Origin of the sequence: Streptomyces sp. NPDC091412 (assembly GCF_044756885.1) — a bacterium.
Taxonomy (GTDB): domain Bacteria; phylum Actinomycetota; class Actinomycetes; order Streptomycetales; family Streptomycetaceae; genus Streptomyces.
Genome location: NZ_JBIVTV010000001.1, coordinates 415,881 through 439,568, shown reverse-complemented (window position 1 = coordinate 439,568; position 23,688 = coordinate 415,881). Strand labels below are relative to the sequence as shown.

The window sequence follows — 23,688 nt, the reverse complement described above, 5'->3', positions numbered from 1 at the left end:
CCCCGACTCCACCCCCCTCGGCCCGGGGGGGGGGGGCCCCCCCCCCGGGGGGGGGGGGGGGGGGGGGGGGCCGCCCCCCCCCCGGGGGGGGGGGGGGGCCCCCCCCCCCCCGCCCCGCCACCGCCGCCGACCCGCCGCACCGCGAAGGAGCACCCGCATGCCCTCGCCCCACCTCCGCCCGTCCCCGCCGCCCCTGCCTGGAAAGGGACGGCCCGGAAAGGGCCTGTCCAGAAGGGGACTGCTGCTCGCCGGAGCTGCCGCCGGCGCCGTGCTCGGCCTGGCCGCCCCGCCCGCCGGAGCCGCCGCCCGGCCGCACCCGTTCGGCCGCCACGGCTCACCGGCCGCCCGTCGCACCCCGCGCACCCTCTACGTCGACCCGCACGGCCGCGGCGACTTCACCCAGGTGCAGGCCGCGGTGAACGCGGCCGCGGGTGGCGGCTGGACCCTGGTCCTCGCGCCGGGCACCTACCGGGAGACCGTCTCCGTGGACGCCACGCGCACGGACATGACCTGGATCGGCGCCACGGGCGACGCCCGCGACGTGACGATCGTGTACGACCACGCGGCCGGCACGCCCACACCCGACGGCGGTACCTACGGCACCAGCGGATCGGCCACCACGACCGTCCAGGCGGACGGTTTCACCGCCCACCGGATCACCTTCGCCAACGACTGGCTGCGTGCCGACCACCCCGGCGTCAGCGGCACCCAGGCCGTCGCCGTCAAGGTGCAGGGCGACCGCTCGGCGTTCTGGCACTGCCGCTTCCTGGGCCACCAGGACACGCTGTACGCCGACACCAGGACCCTGTCCGCCTTCGCCCGCCAGTACTACGCCCACTGCCGCATCGAGGGCGACGTCGACTTCGTCTTCGGCCGGGCGACCGCGGTGTTCGAGCACTGCCACTTCCGCGCGCTGGACCGCAGCGACCTGGCGGCGGCACCGTACGGCTTCGTCTTCGCGCCCTCCACCGCGGCCGCCAATCCGCGCGGCTACCTGGTCACGCACGGCCGCGTCACCAGCCGGGCCCCGGACGGCGGCTACAAACTCGCCCGTCCCTGGGTGCCCAGCTCGGACACGACCGCCCGCCCGATGCTGACCGTCCGCGACACCTGGCTCGGCCCGGGCATCGACGCGGTCGCACCATATGCCAACATGTCGGACACGTACCCCTGGCAGGACCAACGTTTCGCCGAGTACCGCAACTCCGGCCCCGGCGCGCGGATCGCCGACCCGGCCCACCGCCCCCAGCTCACCCGCGCCGAGGCCCGGACGGCGAACCGGGATGCGTACCTCGGCGACTGGACGCCGTGGCGGGGGCGCTGACAGCGCGTGACCGGCCGAGGTGAACGGCGGGTGGCGCAGGCGAATTGTCGGCCACGCCAGATATCGATCGGGCAAAAGGTACCCCGCACGGTCTCGCGCATCCGTGGGTGACGCGCGTAGAAAACGACTCATGCACAAGCCACTGCGTATCGCGGCCCTCGCCGCCACCTGCGCCCTCACCAGTGCCGTGCTCTACGGCGCCGGTGCGGCCACGGCAGGTCAGTCGACCGCCAACTCCACCCACGAGCCCTACAACATCGGGCTCCTCACCCAGGACATCGACGCCTACTACGGCACCAAGCTCGACGCCGACGGTGTCTACCAGGCGTCCCCGGACAGCCCGTACGCCAAGGACCTCGCGCGCGTCGACGCCGACGCCAAGAAGTGGATCGACAAGGCGGCGGACAAGGCGGGCCACAAGGGCAAGAACAAGCCGGCCGTCGTCTTCGACATCGACGACACGCTGCTGCTCAGCCTGGACTACGAGAAGAAGAACAGCTACGGCTACAACAGCGCCACCTGGGCGGCCTACGTCAACAAGGCCGACCGCCCGGCGGTCTTCGGCAGCCCCGAACTCGTGCGGTACGCCGCGAAGAAGGGCGTCGAGGTCTTCTACAACTCCGGCCTGAGCGAGGCACAGCGCTCCGCCGCCGTGGAGAACCTGAAGAAGGTCGGCGCCGACGTCAACCTCGACGCCGCGCACATGTTCCTCAAGGACGCGGCCAACCCGCCGTCCTACCTGAAGGGCTGCGCCACCCCGGGCGCCTGGACCTGCACGACCGTCCAGTACAAGGCCGGCACCCGCAAGCACATCGAGGACCTCGGGTACGACATCGTCGCCAACTTCGGCGACCAGTACTCCGACCTCGACGGCGGTTACGCCGAGCACACCTTCAAGCTGCCGAACCCGACGTACTTCGTCGGCTAGTGCCGCGGCGGGCAACGTCTGCCCGTCAAGGAGCGGCGTCCGGTGCGTGCTCTCGGTGCGCCGGCCGGAAGTCCTCGTACTGGATGTACTTGGGCTTTCGGGCGGTGCGGCGAGAGTGCGTGCCGGGCGTCGCGACGGCGCCGACGTTGCCTGTCGGAGCGTTAGTGCTGCGACCGGAAAGGTTCACCGGCTCGCGGCGCCGGGCACGGCACTCCCCCAGCCTTCGGCCGGGGGTACCCCCACGCCGCGTTGTCGCATCACCCGAGTACATCCAGTACGCGGGTGATGCTCCGCCTTGCGATGTTCCCCCACTGCCTGAAGGGCGTGGGGGGTGCCCCCAGCACCGGACGCCGCGAGCTTCCCGGCAAACCGTTCCGGCCACAGCACTAGGAAGTGCGTAGGGTGGCGAAATGATCTCCCGTGCCGCCACCCCGCGCACACCACCGGCCGGACGCGAATGCTGGGGCCGCACGCACCACGCAGGACGGCCCATCGGGCGGTACCCCGGACCGGCGACGGCCGCGACGGCCGTGTCCCGGGCCGACCGTGTGCGGTCCACGGTGGGTCCGGCGGTGCCGGCCGTATGTGCCGGGTGGGCGGTGGCTGTAGTGGCTGCGGTCCGAGGCGGTCGGGTGCGGTCCGCGGCGACCCCGGCGGTGCCGGCCGTGTGCGCCGGGCCGGCGGTGGCCGTGGTAGCCGCGTCCGGGGCCGACCGTGTGCGGTCCGTGGCGGGTCCGGCGGCGCGGGCCGCGTCTGCCGGGTCGGTCGCGCGGCCCGGTCGGTTGGCCGGCGCGGTGTCCGCGCTGCCGCGCGGTGGACCGGACGCTGTCAGAGGAGTCACCGCGGCGGTGCTGCCCCGCGTGTTCGGGGAGCGGCTGGTGAGCGGTGGTACGGGGGCGCACGCCCTGGGCGCGGCGCCGTCGCGTGCGAGGGGCGCGGCGGACCGGTCCCGTACGCCCTCGCGGTGGCCGCCGCTCCCGCGCACGGGGAGAAAATGAACGCGCCGAGGGCGGCACCGACCCGCCGGTTTCACTCTTATGAGTGATCCGGCGTCAAGCTGTCGAACCGTTCCCGCAGGCGCCCGGCACCCACCGCCGACCCGGAACACCCGTACGTACTGGCATCCTTGGACGCCGGGGGCAGTGAGCCGGGACAGCGTCTGCGGCTTTGTACCCCGGCTCGATACCTTCTGTACGTTTCCCGTGACCCTCCCGACGCCGAACCAGGAGCCCCGGCCGCGTGAGCCCCGTGAGCAGCCACGTATCGCACGGTCAGTCGACGCTGCGCACCGTGCAGGTGCTGGGCGGAGGCAACGCCGGCAGCAGCGCGCACGTGCGGTCGCTGGCCGCGGGCCTGGTCGCCCGGGGCGTGCGGGTGACGGTGTGCGCCCCCGCCGAGGCCGACCGCGCCTACTCCTTCACCGGCGTCGGCGCCCAGCACGTGCACGTGCCGCGCAGCAGCGACCCGGTGTCCGTGGCCGCGCTGCGCACGGTCTGCGCGGACGCCGACCTGGTGCACGCGCACGGGCTGCACGCCTCGTTCCGCGCCGTGCTGGCGCTCAGCGGCCGCAGCACGCCCCTCGTGGTGACCTGGCACAACCACGTGCACGCCGAAGGGGCCCGCGCGCACCTGATGCGGCTCCTGGAGCGCCGTGTGGTCAAGGCCGCCACCGTCGTGCTCGGCACCACCTCCGAACTCGTCGACCGGGCCCGCGGGCGAGGCGCGCGGGACGCCCGGCTCGCCGCCGTCGCGGTGCCCCGGCCGACCGCCGGATACGAGCACCCGGACCGTCCATGCTCCAAGGTGCGGGCCGAACTCGGCGCCATCGACCGGCCGTTGCTGATCGCCGTGGCTTCCCTGGACCCGGGCCGCGGCCACGAGCTGCTGCTGGACGCGGCCCGCGCCTGGCGCCTCATGGAACCCGTGCCGCTGCTCGTCGTCGCGGGGGAGGGGCCCCTGCGTGCGGAGTTCCAGCGGCGGATCGAGGACGAGGAACTGCCGGTCCGGCTCCTCGGGCGGCGGGACGACGTCGGCGAGCTGCTGGCCGCCGCCGACCTGGCGCTGCTGCCCAGGAGCTGGGAGGCCCGCTCCGTCCTCGCCCAGGAGGCCCTGCACGCGCGGGTGCCGCTCGTCGCCGCGCGGACCGGCGGGGTGCCCGAACTCGTGGGCGACGCGGCCGAACTGGTACCGGACCAGGACGTGGACGCGTTCACCGGCGCCGTCATACGGCTGCTCGGCGACCCCGAACGCCGCGAGGCGCTGCGGGACATGGGCATCCGGCAGGCCGCCACCTGGCCCACCGAGGACGACACGGTCGCCCAGGTGCTCAGCGTCTACGACGAGTTGACCCGGCCCCGGCCGCTGACCTGACGCTCACGGCACGTGCCGGCGGGCCCGCAGGGCCAGACTCAGGGCCAGGACCGTCTGCGGGTCGTCGAGGTCGGTGCCCAGCAACTCCCCGATCCGGGCCAGGCGGTTGTAGAGCGTCTGCCGGTTCAGGTGCAGCTCGCGGGCGGTCTCCGCCTTGCGGCCCGCGTGCGCCAGATACGTCTGAAGGGTGGGCAGCAGCGGCGGCTTCGAGCGCAGGTCGTGGTCCCGCAGCGGGCCGATCGCGCGGTCCACGAAGGCCGCCAGGTCGGGGTGGTCGCGCAGCCGCCACAGCAGCAGGTCGATGTCCAGGCGGCGGGCGTCGTACCAGGGCCGGTCCGGCAGCCCCTGCGCCGCCGTCGCCGCCTCCGCCGCGTGCCGCAGGCCCGCCGAGGCGGCCGCCCAGCCGCCCGCCACACCGACGACCACCACCTCCGGCTGCCCGCCCGGCCGCCGCATCCCGGCCCGCTCCACACCCGCCCGCAGGGCCGCCGCGACCCGGTCCGCGACGGTGGGCCGCTCCTTCTCCGAGCGCAGGCCGATCAGCAGCGGCACCCGGCCCTCGACCGGCCGCACGCCCAGCAGCACCGGCACGCCCACCGAGGCGAGTTCCTCGGCGACCGCGCGGGCCAGTACCGCCCAGCCCCCGCCGCCGGCGGCCGCGCTCGGCCGGGCGGTGTCCCCGGTGGACGCGAGCGCGTCGCCGAGCCGCATCACCACGGGCAGCAGCGGGCTGTTGCCCGGCTTGAAGCCGAGGACCCGGGCCTGCGCGGGAGCGTCCTCCGCGGCGATACGCCCCTCGGCGAGGTCGGTGAGGAAGTCGCCGCGGCCGCGCGCCGCCAGCTCCTCCTCCTGGCGGGCCTGCATCAGCACCACGGCGAGGAGACCCGCCGCCCGCTCGGCGGCCATGCGGTGCACCGGGGCCAGCGGCGAGCGGACCGGCAGCAGCACGAGCCGGGCGCGCACCGAGCCGGTGCCCGGTCCGCCGCCGGGCACGTCCACGACGACCGAACCGGCCGGCGGCGCCGCGTCCTTGCGCTGGTCGCGCAGTCCCTCCCAGACCTGGAGCGGATCGGCGCCCTCGGGGCCGGAGCCGGCCGCGTACAACAACTGTCCGTCCGGGGTCTCCAGGAAGACCGGGTTGCCGCCGAAGTCGGCCAGGATGCCGAGCACCTGCGGCACTCCGCCGCCGCCGAGCAGTGCCTGAGTGCAGCGGCGGTGCACCTCCTCGGCCCGCTGGAGCAGCGCGTAGTGACCGTTGACGATCTCCGTGTGGATCTCCTCGGTGACCGCCACGAACGGCACCTCGCGGTGCAGCTGGACGAGGGGGAGGCCGGCGGACCGCGCAGTCTCGACGAGGGCGGTGGGCAGGCGGGTGAAGCGCGGGCCCAGCTCCACCACCAGGGCCGCGATGCCGCGGTCGGCGAGGGTGCGCACGAAGGCCCGCTGGTCGGCGGGGCGGGTGCCGAGTCCGTAGCCGGTGGTCAGCAGGAGTTCGCCGCCCTTGAGCAGGGAGGCGATGTTGGGGACCTCGCCGGCGTGCACCCAGCGGACGGTGCGGGTCAGCTTGTCGGCGCCGGCGAGGACCTCGGGGAGGCCGCTGCGCAGGCCGGGCAGTTCGAGGGCGCGCCGGACGGTGATGCCGGTGCCCTCGGTGTCGAATCTGCGGTCCATGAAGCGGACGCTACCTCTGCCCGCGACGCGGCGGCAGCGTCGGGTGGCCGGAGCGGTCCGACCACCCTGAGCTGGGCCGACCGCCGGGCGCGCGCGTTCGCCCGCCCGGCGCCGGGTCAGCCTCCGTACGCGCCGCTCGCCGTCAGGCGCAGGGCCGTGTCGATCAGCGGCACATGGCTGAAGGCCTGGGGGAAGTTGCCCACCTGGCGCTGGCGGCGCGGGTCCCACTCCTCGGCGAGGAGGCCCAGGTCGTTGCGGAGCGAGAGGAGCTTGTCGAAGAGCTTGCGCGCCTCGTCCACGCGGCCGATCATCGCCAGGTCGTCGGCCATCCAGAAGGAGCAGGCGAGGAAGGCGCCCTCGTCGCCGGGCAGGCCGTCGACGCCCGCGTGGTCGCCGTCGGTGGGGTAGCGCAGGATGAACCCGTCCGCGGTGGACAGCTCGCGCTGGATCGCCTCGATGGTGCCGATGACCCGCTTGTCGTCCGGCGGCAGGAAGCCCATCTGCGGGATGAGCAGCAAGGACGCGTCCAGCTCCCGCGAACCGTAGGACTGCGTGAAGGTGTTGCGCTCCTTGTCGTAGCCCTTCTCGCACACCTCGCGGTGGATGTCGTCCCGCAGCACCTTCCAACGCTCCAGCGGGCCGTCGGCCTCCCCGGACTCGATGAGCTTGATGGTGCGGTCGACGGCGACCCAGGCCATGACCTTGGAGTGCACGAAGTGGCGGCGTGGCCCGCGCACCTCCCAGATGCCCTCGTCCGGCTCCTGCCAGTGCTTCTCCAGGTACTGGATCAGCTTGAGCTGGAGCAGGGAGGCGTAGTCGTTGCGGGCCAGGCCCGTCATGTGGGCCAGGTGCAGGGCCTCGGTGACCTCGCCGTAGACGTCCAGCTGGAGCTGGTGCGCGGCGCCGTTGCCCACCCGGACCGGCGCGGAGTTCTCGTAGCCGGGCAGCCAGTCGAGCTCCGCCTCGCCCAGCTCGCGCTCGCCGGCGATGCCGTACATGATCTGGAGGTTGTCCGGATCGCCGGCGACGGCCCGCAGCAGCCACTCGCGCCAGGCGCGGGCCTCCTCGCGGTAGCCGGTGCGCAGCAGCGAGGACAGGGTGATCGCCGCGTCGCGCAGCCAGGTGTAGCGGTAGTCCCAGTTGCGTACGCCGCCGATGTCCTCGGGCAGCGACGTGGTGGGGGCCGCCACGATGCCGCCGGTCGGGGCGTAGGTCAGGGCCTTGAGCGTGATCAGGCTGCGGACCACGGCCTCGCGGTAGGGCCCGTGGTACGTGCAGTGCCCGACCCAATCGCGCCAGAACTCATCCGTCGCCTCCAGCGACTGCTCCGGCTCCGGCAGCGGCGGCGGCTCCTTGTGCGACGCCTGCCAGGAGATGGTGAACGCGATCCGGTCACCGGGAGCGACGGTGAAGTCCGCGTACGTGGTCAGCGACTTGCCGTAGGTCTTCACCGATGTGTCGAACCACACGGAGTCCGGACCCGCCACCGCCACCGTGCGGCCCTCGTGCCGGTGCACCCACGGCACGACCCGGCCGTAGGAGAAGCGCATGCGCAGCGTGGAGCGCATCGGCACCCGGCCGGTGACGCCCTCCACGATGCGGATCACCTGCGGGGCGCCGTCGCGCGGGGGCATGAAATCCGTCACGCGGACCGTGCCGCGCGGGGTGTCCCACTCGGATTCCAGGATCAGCGAGTCACCGCGGTAACTGCGCCGGGCCGCCGTGGGCGGCTGTGTGCCGGCCGCGAACGCCGGCCCGATCCGCCAGAAACCGTGTTCCTCGGTACCCAGCAGGCCGGCGAAGATGGCATGGGAATCGAAGCGGGGCAGGCACAGCCAGTCGACTGTCCCGTCCCGGCAGACCAGGGCAGCGGTCTGCATGTCTCCGATGAGTGCGTAATCTTCGATGCGCCCGGCCACGTGCAACTCCAGTCGAACGGCCACGTCACACCCCGCGAAGGGGCTGTCGCTAGTGCGGTCAAGGGGTGGTTGTAATGCGTCGTCGAGGGGTGGGGGGACCGCCGGTCGGCCGTGGGGCAGAACGACAACCCTTGCTCAACGAACTGACGAGCTCTTGTTGTTCCGGGTCATACGGACGGGGGTGGTGCCGTGTTGCCGGCGGGGCTCCTCAGCGAGTGTCCGAGCAGGATACGACGCACGTAGATGATCTGCGTGCCGCTCCGGGCAACCCGGGTGCGCCGAACGAGTGAGCCATGGGTGAGGGACCTGTGAGTGGTACGCGCACGTGTCGGAGCGTGCGCGGAGCGTGGCCGGGAGCCATGCCCGTCAGGCGCTGATACCCTGGTAGCCCGTGGACCGGTGGGCTCGAAACCCCCGAACCGCAGCGACGGCGCCTCAGCCGGACACCGGGTTCCCCGGACCGGCCAGCCGTACCGCACGACAGACCGCGACCACGGGAGCCCCCTCTTGGCCATGCCGCCCGCTGCTTTCCGAAACAGCAAAGCCACGACGACCAAGCACATCTTCGTCACCGGGGGTGTCGCCTCCTCGCTCGGCAAGGGCCTCACCGCCTCCAGCCTGGGCATGCTGCTGAAGGCCCGGGGCCTGCGCGTCGTGATGCAGAAGCTGGACCCGTACCTCAACGTCGACCCGGGCACGATGAACCCCTTCCAGCACGGTGAGGTGTTCGTCACCAACGACGGCGCCGAGACCGACCTGGACATCGGCCACTACGAGCGCTTCCTCGACCGGGACCTGGACGGCTCCGCCAACGTCACCACCGGCCAGGTGTACTCCACGGTCATCGCCAAGGAGCGGCGCGGCGAGTACCTGGGCGACACGGTGCAGGTCATCCCGCACATCACCAACGAGATCAAGCACCGCATCCGGCGCATGGCCACCGACGAGGTGGACGTCGTCATCACCGAGGTCGGCGGCACGGTCGGCGACATCGAGTCGCTGCCGTTCCTGGAGACCGTCCGCCAGGTCCGCCACGAGGTCGGCCGGGACAACGTCTTCGTCGTGCACATCTCGCTGCTTCCCTACATCGGTCCCTCCGGGGAGCTGAAGACGAAGCCGACCCAGCACTCGGTCGCCGCGCTGCGCAACATCGGCATCCAGCCGGACGCGATCGTGCTGCGCTGTGACCGCGAGGTGCCCACCGCGATCAAGCGCAAGATCTCCCTGATGTGCGACGTCGACGAGGCGGCCGTGGTCGCCTGCCCCGACGCCCGGTCGATCTACGACATCCCGAAGGTCGTGCACTCCGAGGGCCTGGACGCCTACGTCGTGCGCAAGCTGGACCTGCCCTTCCGCGACGTGGACTGGACGACCTGGGACGACCTGCTGGACCGCGTCCACAAGCCCGAGCACGAGATCACCCTGGCCCTGGTCGGCAAGTACATCGACCTGCCCGACGCCTACCTGTCGGTGACCGAGGCGCTGCGCGCGGGCGGCTTCGCCAACAGGGCCCGGGTGAAGATCAAGTGGGTCACCTCCGACGACTGCAAGACCGCGGCCGGCGCCGAGCAGCAGCTCGCCGGCGTCGACGGCATTTGCATCCCGGGCGGCTTCGGCGACCGCGGCGTGCTCGGCAAGGTCGGCGCCATCCGCTACGCCCGTGAGAACGGCATCCCGCTGCTGGGCCTGTGCCTGGGCCTGCAGTGCATCGTGATCGAGGCCGCCCGCAGCCTCGCCGGCATCGCGGACGCCAACTCCACCGAGTTCGACCCGGCCACCGGCCACCCGGTGATCTCCACCATGGCCGAGCAGATGGACATCGTCGCCGGCGAGGGCGACATGGGCGGCACCATGCGGCTCGGCATGTACCCGGCGAAGCTGGCCGAGGGCTCGATCGTGCGCGAGGTCTACGACGGCAAGGAGTACGTCGAGGAGCGCCACCGCCACCGCTACGAGGTGAACAACGCCTACCGCGCGGAGCTGGAGAAGAAGGCGGGCATCGTCTTCTCCGGCACCTCCCCGGACGGCAAGCTCGTCGAGTACGTGGAGTACCCGCGCGAGGTCCACCCCTACCTGGTCGCCACCCAGGCGCACCCGGAGCTGCGCTCGCGCCCGACGCGTCCGCACCCGCTGTTCGCGGGCCTGGTGAAGGCCGCCGTCGAGCGGAAGAACTCCAAGTAGCACACCCGGTTGTACGGTTGCGGGGGTGCGTACTGTCAAAGGTGCGCACCCCCGTTCTGTTTGCGCACGTCGGAAAGGCCAGGGCATGACGATCAAGGACATCCCGGAGGAGTGGGAGATCCGGGCCACCAGCACCCCGTTCGTCGGCGGCAAGACCTCCGTCCGCACCGACGACGTCGTCATGCCCGACGGCTCCGTGGTCACCCGCGACTACCAGGTGCATCCGGGCTCCGTGGCCGTCCTCGCCCTCGACGAGGAGGACCGGGTGCTGCTGATCCGCCAGTACCGCCACCCGGTGCGGCAGCGGCTGTGGGAGATCCCGGCGGGCCTGCTCGACGTTCCCGGCGAGAACCCGCTGCACGCCGCCCAGCGCGAGCTGTACGAGGAGGCCCACGTCAAGGCCGAGGACTGGCGGGTGCTGACCGACGTCTACACCACCCCGGGCGGCTGCGACGAGTCCGTGCGGATCTTCCTCGCCCGGGGCCTGTCCGAGGCGGTCGGCGAGCGCTTCGCGGCGGAGCACGAGGAGACCGACATGGAGCACGCGCGGATCCCGGTGGACGAACTGGTACGGGGCGTGCTCGCGGGCGAACTGCACAACAACTGCCTGGTGGTGGGCGTCCTGTCGCTGGTCGCCGCGCGCCGGGGGGACGGATTGGACGCACTGCGCCCGGCCGAGGCGCCCTGGCCGGCGCGCCCCTTCGCGTCCTGAACACACCGTCGACCCCTGCGGTGTGACGATCGCCTGATCCGATCGGGCGACGTGTCCGCCGTGCTCCTCACGGTTCGTCGCAGAGCGTGAACTAGGCTCTGGAAACGCCCGAACCGGAGTCCCGGCGGGCTTGCACGTGCGTGGGACGGGAGTGTGGCCCGTGACGGATCAGGCGGTGGACGCAGGTGGCGTGAACCTGTCCGGCGGGGACCGGTTCCCCGCTGCCGCGAAGAGTCTCTTCCTGGGCCGCACACGGGAGTTGAAGGAGCTGCGCGCCGACATCGAGCGCGCCGGCCTCGACACCCTGGCCGGCCGCAAGGAGCCGCGCGCACGCGTCCTGCTGATCGCGGGCAGGCCCGGCTCCGGCCGTACGGCGCTCGCCGAGGAACTGGTGGGGCAGGTCGCGCAGCGTTACCCCGGCGGTGTGCTGCGCGCCGGGCTCACCGAGTCCGACGGCACCCCCGTACCCGTCGAGGCGGTCGCCCGCGACCTGCTCACGGCCCTCGATCTGCCGACCCCGCCCGGCGCCGCCGAGGACGACCTGACCGAGGCCCTGCGCACCGCCCTCGCCGAGCGCCGGGCCCTGCTCCTGCTCGACGACGCGGCCGGCGCGGACCAGGTCGACGCGCTGCTGCCGGAGAACGCCGACTGCCTGCTCGTCGCCGTCTCCCGGGGCCCGCTCACCGGGATCGCCGACGTCCGCCCGTGCACCCTGGGCGGCCTGGACACCAAGTCCGGCGTGGAACTGCTGGCGCAGCGCATCGACCCGGTGCGCATCACCGTCGACCCGCGCGCCGCCGAGAGCCTGATCGAGGTCTGCCAGGGCCAGCCCGCCGCGCTGACCCTGGCCGGCGGCTGGCTCGCCGCCCACCCCCAGGCGGCCGTCGCCGACCTCGCCAAGCAGCTGCGCGCCGACCCCGACGAGCGTTCCGCCCTCGACCGGGTGCTGCGGTTCGTGCACGGCACCCTGTCCGGCCCGGCCGCCCGGCTGCTGCGCCTGCTCTCCCTCGCCCCGGCCGGTGACGTCGACCCGCAGACCGCCTCCGCGCTCGCCGGCTGCTCGGTCGAGGCCGCCCGCGGCTTCCTCGACGACTTCGCCGAACTCGGCGTGCTGCGCGCCGTCCCCTCGCCGCTGCCGTGCTACGAGGTCCCCGGCTGCCTGCACCCGCTGCTGGCGGACCTCGCCCAGCGCCAGGACCGCCCCGCCGAGCTGCGGCTCGCCCGCGCCCGGATGCTGGAGCGGACCGTGCGGCTGCTCCAGTCCTGCCGGGCGATCACCGAGACCGACAGCCCCGAGACCAGGGAGAAGCTGAAGAGCCTGCCTCCCGGGCTGCGCTTCGCCACTCCGCGGGCCGCCGAGAAGTGGCTGCGCGCCCGCAGGCCCGCCCTGCTCGCCGCGGCCCGGCTCGCCGTCGCCGACGGCGAACTGGACACCCTGGCCCGCCGCTTGATGTCCCAGCTGGTGCGGGCCATGGTGGCGCACATCGGCACCCAGGCCGCCGCCGGTGACCTCTACGGCATCCACCGGCTCGTCCTGGACGTGGCCGAGCGGCGCGGGCTGCCCCGGGAGAAGGCCGCCGCCCTGCTGAACCTCGCCGACCTGGACGCCCGCACCGGGCGTACGGCGGCGGCTCTGGCCCGCTACCGGGCCGCGCTGGACGCCGGGCGGGAGGCCGACGACCCGTACGCGATCAGCCGCGCCATGGAATCCGTAGGCAGCGCCCACCAGGAGCTGGGGGACTACGACCGGGCCGCCGACTGGTTCGGCCGTGCCCTGGCGCGGCGGCTCGCGCGCGAGGAGCGCGAGGACGCCGCCCGCCTCTACGGCCGTATCGCCACCGCGCACACCTACACGGGCCGCTACGGCGAGGCCCTGCGCAACTGGCGGGCGGCCGTCGCCGCGCACCGCAAGGCGGGCGATGTCGCCGCCCACGCGCGGGCGTTGAGCGAGCTGGCCCGCGTCCAGGAGTACGCCGGGCGGCCCGAGGACTGTCTGCGCACCTGCCAGGAGGCGGTGGAGTGGGCCCGCCACGCCGAGGACGTACGGCTCCAGGCGGCGCTCCAGTTGCGGCTCGCCGACACCCTGGAGCGGCTGGGCGACACGGCCACGGCGGCCCTGCACCGCGGAACGGCCCGGCGCATGCTCGGCGACGAGGTCCCTGCGGCCGAGGAGGGCGGTCCGGAGGGCCCCTTGACGGCAGGAGACGGCAATGCCTGCGAAATCCGCAGTGCATCCGCTGAAGATTGATGCAATGAAAGGCTAGACAGAGAGAAAGCCTTCATTAGACTGGTTCTGCCGCTCGCTCTCCTGCGGTGTTGCCTGGTATGCCCTCGCATGCCGGGGTACGTCTGATATTGCCCCACATTCTCTGAGCCAAGGACCGTGATCGACGTGAAGGTCGGCATCCCCCGCGAAGTCAAGAACAACGAGTTCCGGGTGGCCATCACCCCCGCCGGCGTGCACGAGCTCGTGCGTAACGGCCACCAGGTCGTCGTCGAGCGGAACGCGGGCGTCGGCTCCTCGATCCCGGACGAGGAGTACGTGGCCGCCGGCGCCCGGATCCTCGAGACCGCGGACGAGGTCTGGGCCGCCGCCGACATGGTGCTGAAGGTCAAGGAGCCCATCGCCGAGGAGTACCACCGCCTCCGCAAGGACCAGATCCTCTTCACCTACCTGCACCTGGCCGCCTCCAAGGAGTGCACCGACGCCCTGCTGGAGTCCGGCACCACGGCGATCGCCTACGAGACCGTCGAGCTCCCGAATCGCGCGCTGCCGCTGCTCGCCCCGATGTCCGAGGTCGCGGGCCGTCTCGCGCCGCAGGTCGGCGCCTACCACCTGATGCGCGCCGCGGGCGGCCGCGGTGTGCTGCCGGGTGGCGTCCCGGGCGTGCCGGCCGGCGAGGCCGTCATCATCGGCGGTGGCGTCTCCGGCTGGAACGCCGCGCAGATCGCCATCGGTCTGGGCTTCCACGTGACCCTCCTGGACAAGGACATCAACAAGCTCAAGGAGGCGGACAAGATCTTCGGCACGAAGATCAAGACCGTCGTCTCCAACGCCTTCGAGCTGGAGAAGGCCTGCGTGGAGGCCGACCTCGTGGTCGGTGCCGTGCTCGTCCCGGGCGCCAAGGCCCCGAAGCTGGTCAGCAACGAGCTGGTGTCCCGGATGAAGGCCGGAAGTGTCCTTGTCGACATCGCGATCGACCAGGGCGGATGCTTCGAGGACTCCCACCCGACCACGCACGCCGAGCCGACCTTCAAGGTCCACGAGTCGGTGTTCTACTGCGTCGCCAACATGCCGGGTGCCGTGCCCAACACCTCCACCTACGCACTGACCAACGCCACGCTGCCGTACATCGTCGAACTCGCCAACCGCGGCTGGGTGGAGGCGCTGCGCCGTGACCCGGCGCTGGCCAAGGGCCTCAACACCCACGAGGGCAAGGTCGTTTACCGCGAGGTCGCCGAGGCCCTCGGCCTGGAGCACGTCGCGCTGGAGTCCCTGCTCGGCTGAGCGGGTCGCCAAGTCGCCAAGGTGTGAAAGGCGATACGTCAACACGTGTCGTCAACCTCGCACGACCGGCCGGACCTTGTCCCACAAGGTCCGGCCGGATGTGTGTATGGTCACTTCGCCGCACTCGGTCAACTCGCCTCGAACGCAACCATTCGACCGATTCACGCACCGGTGAAACCTGCCGTGCGACGGTCGTACGCCCTTGACAGAGGGTTGTTCCATTACCGACACATCGGGCCGGGTCCGGCGGATTGTGTTGCTGCGGACCGCCGACACGCCATAGAGTCGCCAATCGTCGGCATGGTGCCACGCTGACCTGTCTAGAAGTTCCCTGGTCACCAAGGAGGTAAGACGACTTGTGAATGAGTCGACATTTTCTCCCGGGGGTGGTCAACCAGGAATGCCTGCGACGGGCCAGGGCCCCACGCGGCTCGAGGCTGTCGGCTCCGTTGCTGTGCGCACCTTCGCAGCCCACCAGAGTCACCGGACACCAGGGGTGACTCAGCCAGCACACCCAAGCATGGATGGCCATCACGTGAACGCCATGGCCGGCGACGGAAGTGGCGCGCCCCACAACCACTTCGCCGACTACGACGAACTGCCCGAGGGGCACTTCTACGACCCCGACGCCGAGTACGAGCCCGACCCCGAGTACGCGGCCACGCTCGCGCCCGACGCGGCCCGCCAGCGCCGTGAGCGCATCGGCCCGACCGGACGCCCGCTGCCGTACTTCCCGATCCCGGGTCCGCTGACCGACCACGGCCCCGCGAAGATCATCGCGATGTGCAACCAGAAGGGCGGCGTCGGCAAGACCACGTCGACCATCAACCTGGGTGCCGCGCTCGCGGAGTACGGCCGCCGGGTGCTGCTCGTGGACTTCGACCCGCAGGGCGCGCTGTCGGTGGGTCTCGGCGTCAACCCCATGGAGCTCGACCTCACCGTCTACAACCTGCTCATGGAGCGGGGCATGTCCGCGGACGAGGTCCTGCTGAAGACGGCGGTCCCCAACATGGACCTGCTGCCCAGCAACATCGACCTGTCGGCCGCCGAGGTCCAGCTGGTGAGCGAGGTCGCGCGTGAGTCGACACTCCAGCGCGCCCTGAAGCCGCTGATGGACGACTACGACTACATCGTCATCGACTGCCAGCCCTCGCTCGGTCTGCTCACCGTCAACGCCCTCACGGCCGCGCACAAGGTGATCGTGCCGCTGGAGTGCGAGTTCTTCGCGCTGCGCGGTGTGGCTCTGCTGACCGAGACCATCGAGAAGGTCCAGGAGCGCCTCAACCCGGAGCTGGAGCTCGACGGGATCCTGGCCACGATGTACGACTCGCGCACCGTGCACAGCCGTGAGGTGCTCGCGCGTGTCGTCGAGGCGTTCGACGACCACGTCTACCACACGGTCATCGGACGCACGGTCCGCTTCCCGGAGACCACGGTCGCCGGTGAGCCGATCACCACGTACGCCTCCAACTCCGTCGGTGCCGCCGCCTACCGCCAGCTCGCCAGGGAGGTGCTCGCCCGGTGTCACGCCGAGTGAGTCTGCCGGGGGCCGACGAACTGTTCCGTACGACAGGGGGAATGGCGCTCCAGCCGTCCACTCCCCGACGCCAGGCAGGCGGCGAGGCCCGGGTGCCCGCCCCCGCGGCGGAGGGTGACGCGGCCGCCTCGGCGGAGGACGCGCCGCAGTCGGTGCCCGCGCAGGGCGGCGACGGCGAGGGCGCGGAGCACGTGGCGGTGGAGGCGGGACCGACGGACGCGGGCGAGTCCCGCAGCCGGTCCGCGACCGGGGAGCGCCCCGCACGGCGTCCGGCGGCGGCGCCGGAAGGTTCTGCCGCCGCGCAGCCGCGCAAGCGGGGCCGCGGCGCGGCGCGCCGGCCCAGCGGACGGGAACGGCACGACGAGAAGATCACCGTGTACGTGTCCGCCGAGGAGCTCATGGACCTGGAGCACGCCCGGCTGGTGCTCCGCGGCGAGCACGGGCTCGCCGTGGACCGCGGGCGCATCGTCCGCGAGGCGGTCGCCGTGGTGCTGGCCGACCTGGAGTCCCGGGGCGAGGCGAGCATCCTGGTACGGCGGCTGCGCGGCCGTTAGCCGTCCGCGCGGGCGGTAAGCGGTAGCCTGCGACGGCAATGACCTCGAACGACGCTCCCACCCCCACCGGCCGCAGACGCGCCCTCGGCCGCGGCCCGGGAACGGCATCCCCACCCCCGGCTCATCCACCCGAGCCGCCCGCGCCCCAGGACGAGCGCCCCGAACCGCCGGCCGCGCCTCCGGAGCCCATGCCCGCACCCGGGACCGCCGAGCAGCCTTCCGAGCCGCCGGTACGGGCTCCTGAGCCTCCGGTGGACCTCCCGGGAGACGGCCCGGCCGTGGGCCCGGCCGCCGGGCAGCCGGCCGAGCCGGCGATCGGCGTCGCCGAGAGTGCGGCGGCCGGGCCAGGCGGCTCGCCCCTGCCCCGCGCCGGTTCCGGCACGACGTCCGGGCCGGGTGCCGGCGATGTCTCGCAGCCGGGGATCGCGGACGGTTCCCGGGCGGAGGTTCGTGGCGCCCTCGGACAGCAGGCTGACGCGGGCCGCCGGGTGGAGGCCGTGCTGGCGGCGGGGGACGTTTCGGAGCCGGCGGTCGCGGACGGTTCCCGGGCGGAGGCTCGTGCTGCTTCCGGAGCGGAAGCCGACGAGGTGCGCCGGACGGAAGCCGCGTCGAGGCCCGAGGCCGCTTCAGGTGTGGGGGCCGAGGCCGGGCCGTCGTCCGAAGGGGCCGGCGAGGGGGACGGTGCTCTCGGTGACGGGGTGTTCAAGGTTCGGCTGGCCAACTTCGAGGGGCCGTTCGACCTGCTGCTCCAGCTGATCTCGAGGCACAAGCTCGACGTCACCGAGGTGGCCCTGTCCAAGGTCACCGACGAGTTCATGGCGCACATCCGGGCCATGGGACCCGACTGGGACCTGGACCAGACGACCGAGTTCCTGGTCGTGGCCGCCACCCTGCTCGACCTCAAGGCGGCCCGGCTGCTGCCCGCGGCGGAGATCGAGGACGAGGCCGACCTGGCGTTGCTCGAAGCACGCGACCTGCTGTTCGCCCGGCTGCTCCAGTACCGCGCGTACAAGCAGATCGCCGACATCTTCAGCCGCCGGCTGGACGAGGAGGGCCGGCGCCGCCCCCGTACCGTCGGGCTGGAACCCCACCACGCCGAACTGCTGCCCGAGGTCGTCATCAGCATCGGCGCGGCGCGCTTCGCCGAACTCGCCGTCAAGGCGATGCAGCCCAAGCCCAAGCCGCAGGTGTACGTCGACCACATCCACGCGCCGCTGGTCAGCGTGCAGGAGCAGGCGGGGATCGTGATCGCCCGGCTGCGGGAGCTGGGTGAGGCCGGCTTCCGGGAACTGGTGGCCGACACCGACGACACGCTCACCGTCGTGGCCCGCTTCCTCGCCCTGCTGGAGCTGTACCGCGAGAAGGCCGTGGCCCTGGACCAGGAGACCGCCCTCGGCGAGCTGATCGTGCGCTGGACCGGCGGTGACGGGGACGAGACGCCCACCGTGACGGACGAGTTCGACCGTCCGCCCGAGGTGCCCGAGGTGCCCGAGGAGCCCAAGGAGCCCAAGGAGCCCAAGGAGGAGGAGAAGGCGTGAACGAGGAGACCACCGACCCGTCCGCGGCCCCGAGCACCGTCGCCGACCTCGACCTCAGGCCCGCCCTGGAGGCCGTCCTCATGGTCGTGGACGAGCCCGCGACCGAGGAGCACCTCGCGAAGATCCTGCAACGGCCCCGCCGGCAGGTCGCGGACGCGTTGCGCGAACTGGCCGACGAGTACACGGTGCAGGGCCGCGGCTTCGAGCTGCGGCTGATCGCCGGAGGCTGGCGTTTCTACGCCCGCCCCGAGTACGCGGCCGCCGTCGAGGGCTTCGTCCTGGACGGCCAGCAGGCCCGGCTCACCCAGGCCGCCCTGGAGACCCTCGCCGTGGTCGCCTACCGCCAGCCGGTCAGCCGCAGCCGCGTCTCCGCCGTCCGCGGAGTCAACTGCGACGGAGTCATGCGTACGCTGCTCCAACGCGGTCTGGTCGAGGAGGCGGGCGCGGAACCCGAAACAGGTGCGATCCTGTACAGGACGACGAACTACTTCCTGGAGCGGATGGGCCTGCGCGGTCTGGACGAACTCCCGGAACTCGCGCCCTTCCTCCCTGAGGCGGAGGCGATCGAGGCCGAGACCCAGGAGGGCGTACCGTCGTTCGACCCGGACGCTCCCGATGACGCGCCGGGCGCAGACGGCGACCACACGACGAACACGACGACGGAATTTTGATGCGAAGCAGCGGCAGCGGCAGGAACGGCGGGCGCGGCGACTACCGCGGTGCCGGCAACAACAGGGACGAGCGGCAGGGGCAGGGCCGCCCCCGCAAGCCCCGACCCGAGGAGCGCCGCTACGACGTCGGCCCCGGCGCGACCAAGGACGGCCCCAAGTCCGGGCGCGGCGGATCCGCGCGCGGTGGCGCCAAGGGCGGCCCCAGGCAGCCCCAGCAGGGCGGCCGTACGGCTCCGGCCCGCTCCCGCGAGTACGAGACGCGGATGGAGGAGCGCAACCGCGAGCGGTACGCCGGGAAGAAGGACGTCAAGCTGCCCAAGACCTTCCCGGGCGCCGAGCAGGAGGGCGAGCGGCTTCAGAAGGTGCTCGCCCGCGCGGGCTACGGTTCCCGGCGCGCCTGCGAGGAGCTGATCGAGCAGGCCCGGGTCGAGGTCAACGGCGAGATCGTCCTGGAGCAGGGCCGCCGGGTCGACCCGGAGAAGGACGAGGTCAAGGTCGACGGCCTGACCGTGGCCACGCAGTCGTACCAGTTCTTCTCGCTGAACAAGCCCGCCGGTGTCGTCTCCACCATGGAGGACCCGGAGGGCCGCCAGTGCCTCGGTGACTACGTCACCAACCGCGAGACGCGCCTCTTCCACGTCGGCCGCCTCGACACCGAGACCGAGGGTGTGATCCTGCTCACGAACCACGGCGAGCTGGCGCACCGGCTGACCCACCCGAAGTACGGCGTGCGCAAGACCTACCTCGCGCACATCGTCGGCCCGATCCCGCGGGACCTGGGCAAGCAGCTCAAGGACGGCATCCAGCTGGAGGACGGCTACGCGCGCGCGGACCACTTCCGGGTCGTCGAGCAGACCGGCAAGAACTACCTCGTGGAGGTCACCCTCCACGAGGGCCGCAAGCACATCGTCCGCCGCATGCTCGACGCTGCGGGCTTCCCGGTGGACAAGCTCGTCCGCACCGCCTTCGGCCCCATCACCCTGGGCGACCAGAAGTCCGGCTGGCTCCGCCGCCTGTCGAACACCGAGGTCGGCATGCTGATGAACGAGGTCGACCTCTAGGGTCCTCCGTCTGGATCAGGCCTGCTCAGACGTCTCCCCGGCAGGCCGACGCGTGGCGGACACGGCGCAGGAAGTCCGCCACGCGTCGGTGATCGGGCTCCGCGGGGAGCGGGGTGCGGTCGGCGGCCCGTTCGGTCTCGGCGGCCAGGCGGGCCATCCGGGACTCGACCTCGGGCCACGGGACCTCACCCCGCCGCACCTCCAGGAGCGGTTCGCGCCGGTCGCCGACGTCGACCGTCAGCGTGCCGGTGCGCAGCAGGTCGCGGGCGCTGGTCAGCAGGCGCAGCAGATGCATCGCGTGCTTCCAGCGCGGGGCGCCGTGCGTGCGGACATCGGCTTCGAGCTTCCCGCGCTGACTCAGCGCGTAGCGGGTGAATGTCCCGCTCACCTGTCGGGAGAGGAACGCGCCACGCAGGGACAGCAGTTCGCGGCCGGTGTCGTCCACATACTCCACCAGGGGCGAGTGCAGGCACTCCAGGATGTTGGGGTTCGCGCGCAGCGCCAGCGCGCAGAAGCGCTCCAGCTCCCAGCTGAACTGCTCGTCGAGGGGCCCCTCCACATGCGTCGGCGGCTTCTCGAAGCGCCAGAACAGGGGAGTGGGCGCGACGAACACGCCCCTGCGGTCCGTGTCGCTGTCGTCCGTCGCCAGCCCGAAGGCCCGTGACCCCATGACACAGGTGTAGATGGTGTGGTCACGCACCAGGTCCTCGGGCTGCATGCCCGGGAGCGTACGCGGATCCTCACAGCAGGTGGATGGAATTTCCCTCCACCTTGATCTGCTTGGCGTCCAGCGGGCTGACCGCCGGCCCGTTGGCCACCGAGCCGTCGGCGATGCGGAACCTGCTGCCGTGGCAGGGACAGTCGATCATGCCGTTGGAGATTTTGCCCACCGTGCAGCCCTGGTGCGAGCAGATCGCCGAGAAGGCCTTGAACTCGCCCTTCTTCGGCTGGGTGACCACGACCTTCTGCTCGGCGAAGACCTTGCCGCCGCCTTCCGGGATGTCGGCCGTACTCGCCAGTTCCGGTCCGGTGGCGGACCCCTCCGTGGCGCCGGACGCCGCCGAAGGGTGGGACGTCGTCTTGTCCGAGGGGGAGGTCGCCTCCGCGGAAGGTGACGTCTCGGGGTTGCTGCTGGCTTTGGTGCCGCAGCCCGCCGCCACGAGCGCCACCGCACTCGTGGCGAGAACCGTGCGCCGCGTCGAGCCCTGGGTCATGTCGTCACTCCGGGGTTCCGGGGGAAGGAGGGAAGAGCTCCGAGCGGAGCATCAGCATCTTCGCATCGAATACGGTCAAGTCGAAGCACATCGTGACAGCACGTAATAAACCACCCGTTTCCCCGGTCGTCTCAGCGGACGGGCGCCGGCCACCCGGCCCACGTGGTCTGACTAGGCTGGACACGAGACCCGATTCACCTCAGCAAGGAGCAGCGCCGTGGCGGTACGAGCGGTCCGGGGGGCCGTCCAACTCGAGCGGGACGAGGCCGGGCACATGGACGAGCAGGTCGGGGCGCTGCTCACCGCCGTCCTGGAGCGGAACGGCCTGACCGCGGACGACCTGATCAGCATCTGGTTCACGGCCACCCCCGACCTGCACAGCGACTTCCCGGCCGCCGCGGCCCGCAAGCTCGGCATCGTCGACGTACCGCTGATCTGCGCCCAGGAACTGGACATCGAGGGCGCCATGCCCCGCGTCGTCCGCGTCCTCGCGCACATCGAGTCCGACCGGCCGCGCGACGAGATCGCCCATGTCTACCTCGGCGCGGCGGCCGCCCTGCGCAAGGACATCGCCCAGTGAGAAACGCACTCGTGATCGGCACCGGGCTGATCGGCACCTCCGCCGCCCTGGCTCTCGCCCAGCGCGGGGTGGTCGTGCACCTCGCCGACCACGACCCGGAGCAGGCCCGTACGGCCGCGGCGCTCGGCGCCGGCACGGACGAGGCCCCGGACGGGCCGGTCGACCTCGCCATCGTCGCCGCGCCGCCGGCGCACGTGGCGGGAGTGCTCGCCGACGCCATGCGCCGCGGTGCGGCCCGCGGCTACCTGGACGTGGCCAGCGTCAAGGGCGGCCCGCGCCGTGAGCTGGAGTCGATGGGCCTGGACCTGACCGGCTACATCGGCACGCACCCCATGTCGGGCCGCGAGCAGTCGGGTCCGCTGGCGGCGACCGGTGACCTCTTCGAGGGCCGCCCCTGGGTGCTCACGCCCACCCGGGACACCGACACCGAGGTCCTCAACCTGGCCCTGGAGCTCGTCTCGCACTGCCGGGCGGTCCCGGTCGTCATGGACGCCGACGCCCACGACCGTGCCGTGGCCCTCGTCTCCCACATGCCCCACCTGGTCTCCAGCCTGGTCGCCGCGCGTCTGAAGAACGCGGAGGACGCGGCCGTACGGCTGTGCGGGCAGGGCATCAGGGACGTGACCCGGATCGCGGCCTCCGACCCGCGGATGTGGATCGACATCCTGTCCGCCAACCCGGAACCGGTCGCCGACCTGCTCTCCGACATCTCCATCGACCTGGAGGAGGCCGTGCAGGCCCTGCGCGCCCTCCAGTCCTCCGACGAGGCCAAGCGCCGCGAGGGCGCCGCCGGCATCGAGGACGTGCTGCGGCGGGGCAACGCCGGCCAGGTCCGGGTTCCCGGCAAGCACGGGTCCGCGCCGCGGGTGTACGAGGTCGTCGCGGTCCTCATCGACGACCAGCCCGGCCAACTGGCCCGCATCTTCGCGGACGCGGGACTGGCCGGGGTCAACGTCGAGGACGTGCGCATCGAGCACGCCACCGGGCAGCAGGCCGGCCTGGTGCAGCTCATGGTCGAGCCGAAGGCAGCACCGGTCCTCACCTCCGCCCTGCGGGAGCGGGGCTGGGCCATCCGCCAGTAAGAGGGCCTCCGGGAAGCCAGTAACCTTGTGCGGGGCGCTCTCGCGTCCCGCACACCACCCACCACCCTTCACCAGGAAGGTGCCCCGCTGTGGAAAACGGCGCCGCCCGGACCGTCCAGCCTGTGATCGTCGCCATCGACGGTCCTTCCGGCACGGGCAAGTCGAGCACATCGAAGGCCGTGGCCGCACAGCTCGGCCTGAGCTACCTGGACACCGGCGCCCAGTACCGGGCGATCACGTGGTGGATGGTGACCAACGGGATCGACATGGACGACCCCACCGCGATCGCCGCGGTGGCCGGCAAGCCCGAGATCGTCTCCGGCACCGACCCCGCCCACCCGACGATCACCGTCGACGGCGTGGACGTGGCCGGTCCGATCCGCACCCAGGAGGTCACCGCCCAGGTCAGCGCGGTCAGTGCCGTACCGGAGGTGCGGACCCGGATCACCGAGCTCCAGCGCTCGCTGGCCGTGTCCGCCGAGGCCGGGATCGTCGTCGAGGGCCGCGACATCGGCACCACCGTGCTGCCGGACGCCGACCTGAAGATCTTCCTCACCGCCTCCCCGGAGGCCCGCGCCGCCCGGCGCAGCGGTGAACTCAAGGGCGCCGACGTCCACGCCACGCGCGAGGCCCTGATCAAGCGCGACGCGGCCGACTCCAGCCGCAAGACCTCCCCGCTGGCCAAGGCCGGCGACGCGGTCGAGGTGGACACCACCGAGCTGTCGCTGGCACAGGTCATCGAGTGCGTGGTCACCCTCGTCGAGGAGAAGCGGGCCGCGAAGTGAACCGTCCGCCGGAGCGTGCGGCGGGTCCTCCGTCGGAGCGCGGTGCCGACGTC

Annotated in this window: 19 protein-coding genes; 15 read left to right on the top strand and 4 right to left on the bottom strand. The window is 72.3% G+C overall.

Features of this window, described 5'->3' with window-relative positions; all coding sequences use genetic code 11:
- Nucleotides 1-157 precede the first annotated feature (157 nt).
- From ACIQMV_RS02005 to ACIQMV_RS01995, 3 genes are all read left to right on the top strand, one after another.
- A complete protein-coding gene (locus ACIQMV_RS02005; protein WP_402590406.1) occupies nucleotides 158-1,324 on the top strand; it encodes a pectinesterase family protein in 1,167 nt (388 codons plus the stop codon).
- A 130-nt stretch (nucleotides 1,325-1,454) separates the two neighbouring features.
- Nucleotides 1,455-2,252, top strand: coding sequence for an HAD family acid phosphatase (locus tag ACIQMV_RS02000; protein ID WP_402590404.1), 798 nt, complete (start codon nucleotides 1,455-1,457; stop codon nucleotides 2,250-2,252).
- Between the two features lie 1,239 nt (nucleotides 2,253-3,491).
- Nucleotides 3,492-4,622, top strand: a complete 1,131-nt coding sequence (locus ACIQMV_RS01995) for a glycosyltransferase family 4 protein (RefSeq protein WP_402590402.1) — start codon at nucleotides 3,492-3,494, stop codon at nucleotides 4,620-4,622.
- 3 nt (nucleotides 4,623-4,625) lie between these two features.
- Here ACIQMV_RS01995 and ACIQMV_RS01990 read toward each other — a convergent pair whose 3' ends face one another.
- Nucleotides 4,626-6,293 (bottom strand): PucR family transcriptional regulator, encoded by a 1,668-nt coding sequence (locus ACIQMV_RS01990; RefSeq protein WP_402590400.1) that lies wholly within the window; start codon nucleotides 6,291-6,293, stop codon nucleotides 4,626-4,628.
- A gap of 116 nt (nucleotides 6,294-6,409) precedes the next feature.
- Nucleotides 6,410-8,212, bottom strand: a complete 1,803-nt coding sequence (locus tag ACIQMV_RS01985) for a glycoside hydrolase family 15 protein (RefSeq protein WP_172633010.1) — start codon at nucleotides 8,210-8,212, stop codon at nucleotides 6,410-6,412.
- A 513-nt stretch (nucleotides 8,213-8,725) separates the two neighbouring features.
- Here ACIQMV_RS01985 and ACIQMV_RS01980 point away from each other — a divergent pair.
- From ACIQMV_RS01980 to ACIQMV_RS01940, 9 genes are all read left to right on the top strand, one after another.
- Entirely contained in the window at nucleotides 8,726-10,393 is a 1,668-nt protein-coding gene (locus tag ACIQMV_RS01980; RefSeq protein ID WP_141362307.1) for a CTP synthase, read from the top strand.
- An 85-nt stretch (nucleotides 10,394-10,478) separates the two neighbouring features.
- Nucleotides 10,479-11,105: an NUDIX hydrolase gene (locus tag ACIQMV_RS01975; RefSeq protein ID WP_141362309.1), complete on the top strand. Its 627-nt coding sequence runs from the start codon at nucleotides 10,479-10,481 to the stop codon at nucleotides 11,103-11,105.
- A gap of 160 nt (nucleotides 11,106-11,265) precedes the next feature.
- Entirely contained in the window at nucleotides 11,266-13,353 is a 2,088-nt protein-coding gene (locus ACIQMV_RS01970; RefSeq protein ID WP_402590397.1) for a tetratricopeptide repeat protein, read from the top strand.
- Between the two features lie 135 nt (nucleotides 13,354-13,488).
- Entirely contained in the window at nucleotides 13,489-14,613 is a 1,125-nt protein-coding gene (gene ald / locus ACIQMV_RS01965) for an alanine dehydrogenase (RefSeq protein WP_141362313.1), read from the top strand.
- Between the two features lie 400 nt (nucleotides 14,614-15,013).
- Nucleotides 15,014-16,150 (top strand): ParA family protein, encoded by a 1,137-nt coding sequence (locus ACIQMV_RS01960; RefSeq protein WP_141362315.1) that lies wholly within the window; start codon nucleotides 15,014-15,016, stop codon nucleotides 16,148-16,150.
- Nucleotides 16,135-16,704, top strand: coding sequence for a hypothetical protein (locus tag ACIQMV_RS01955; RefSeq protein ID WP_402590394.1), 570 nt, complete (start codon nucleotides 16,135-16,137; stop codon nucleotides 16,702-16,704). The genes ACIQMV_RS01960 and ACIQMV_RS01955 overlap by 16 nt, the downstream gene beginning before the upstream one ends.
- Before the next feature lie 488 nt (nucleotides 16,705-17,192).
- Entirely contained in the window at nucleotides 17,193-18,242 is a 1,050-nt protein-coding gene (locus ACIQMV_RS01950) for a segregation and condensation protein A (protein ID WP_402590967.1), read from the top strand.
- The gene (gene scpB / locus ACIQMV_RS01945) at nucleotides 18,239-18,913 is read left to right on the top strand and encodes an SMC-Scp complex subunit ScpB (RefSeq protein ID WP_141362321.1); all 675 of its coding nucleotides are present in this window, start codon (nucleotides 18,239-18,241) and stop codon (nucleotides 18,911-18,913) included. The genes ACIQMV_RS01950 and scpB overlap by 4 nt, the downstream gene beginning before the upstream one ends.
- The gene (locus tag ACIQMV_RS01940; RefSeq protein WP_402590392.1) at nucleotides 18,913-19,974 is read left to right on the top strand and encodes a pseudouridine synthase; all 1,062 of its coding nucleotides are present in this window, start codon (nucleotides 18,913-18,915) and stop codon (nucleotides 19,972-19,974) included. Before scpB ends, ACIQMV_RS01940 begins: the two co-directional genes overlap by 1 nt.
- Nucleotides 19,975-19,999: 25 nt before the next feature.
- Here ACIQMV_RS01940 and ACIQMV_RS01935 read toward each other — a convergent pair whose 3' ends face one another.
- Both ACIQMV_RS01935 and ACIQMV_RS01930 read right to left on the bottom strand, forming a co-directional pair.
- Nucleotides 20,000-20,692: a DNA polymerase beta superfamily protein gene (locus tag ACIQMV_RS01935; RefSeq protein ID WP_402590390.1), complete on the bottom strand. Its 693-nt coding sequence runs from the start codon at nucleotides 20,690-20,692 to the stop codon at nucleotides 20,000-20,002.
- Nucleotides 20,693-20,714: 22 nt separating this feature from the next.
- A complete protein-coding gene (locus ACIQMV_RS01930) occupies nucleotides 20,715-21,188 on the bottom strand; it encodes a Rieske 2Fe-2S domain-containing protein (protein ID WP_402590388.1) in 474 nt (157 codons plus the stop codon).
- A 217-nt stretch (nucleotides 21,189-21,405) separates the two neighbouring features.
- On the opposite strand from ACIQMV_RS01930, the gene aroH reads away from it, so the two are divergent.
- From aroH to cmk, 3 genes are all read left to right on the top strand, one after another.
- Nucleotides 21,406-21,768, top strand: a complete 363-nt coding sequence (gene aroH / locus ACIQMV_RS01925) for a chorismate mutase (protein ID WP_225076036.1) — start codon at nucleotides 21,406-21,408, stop codon at nucleotides 21,766-21,768.
- The gene (locus ACIQMV_RS01920) at nucleotides 21,765-22,850 is read left to right on the top strand and encodes a prephenate dehydrogenase (RefSeq protein ID WP_402590386.1); all 1,086 of its coding nucleotides are present in this window, start codon (nucleotides 21,765-21,767) and stop codon (nucleotides 22,848-22,850) included. Before aroH ends, ACIQMV_RS01920 begins: the two co-directional genes overlap by 4 nt.
- 89 nt (nucleotides 22,851-22,939) lie before the next feature.
- Complete coding sequence (gene cmk, locus ACIQMV_RS01915; protein WP_402590384.1) at nucleotides 22,940-23,635, top strand: (d)CMP kinase; 696 nt, start codon at nucleotides 22,940-22,942, stop codon at nucleotides 23,633-23,635.
- Nucleotides 23,636-23,688 lie beyond the last annotated feature (53 nt).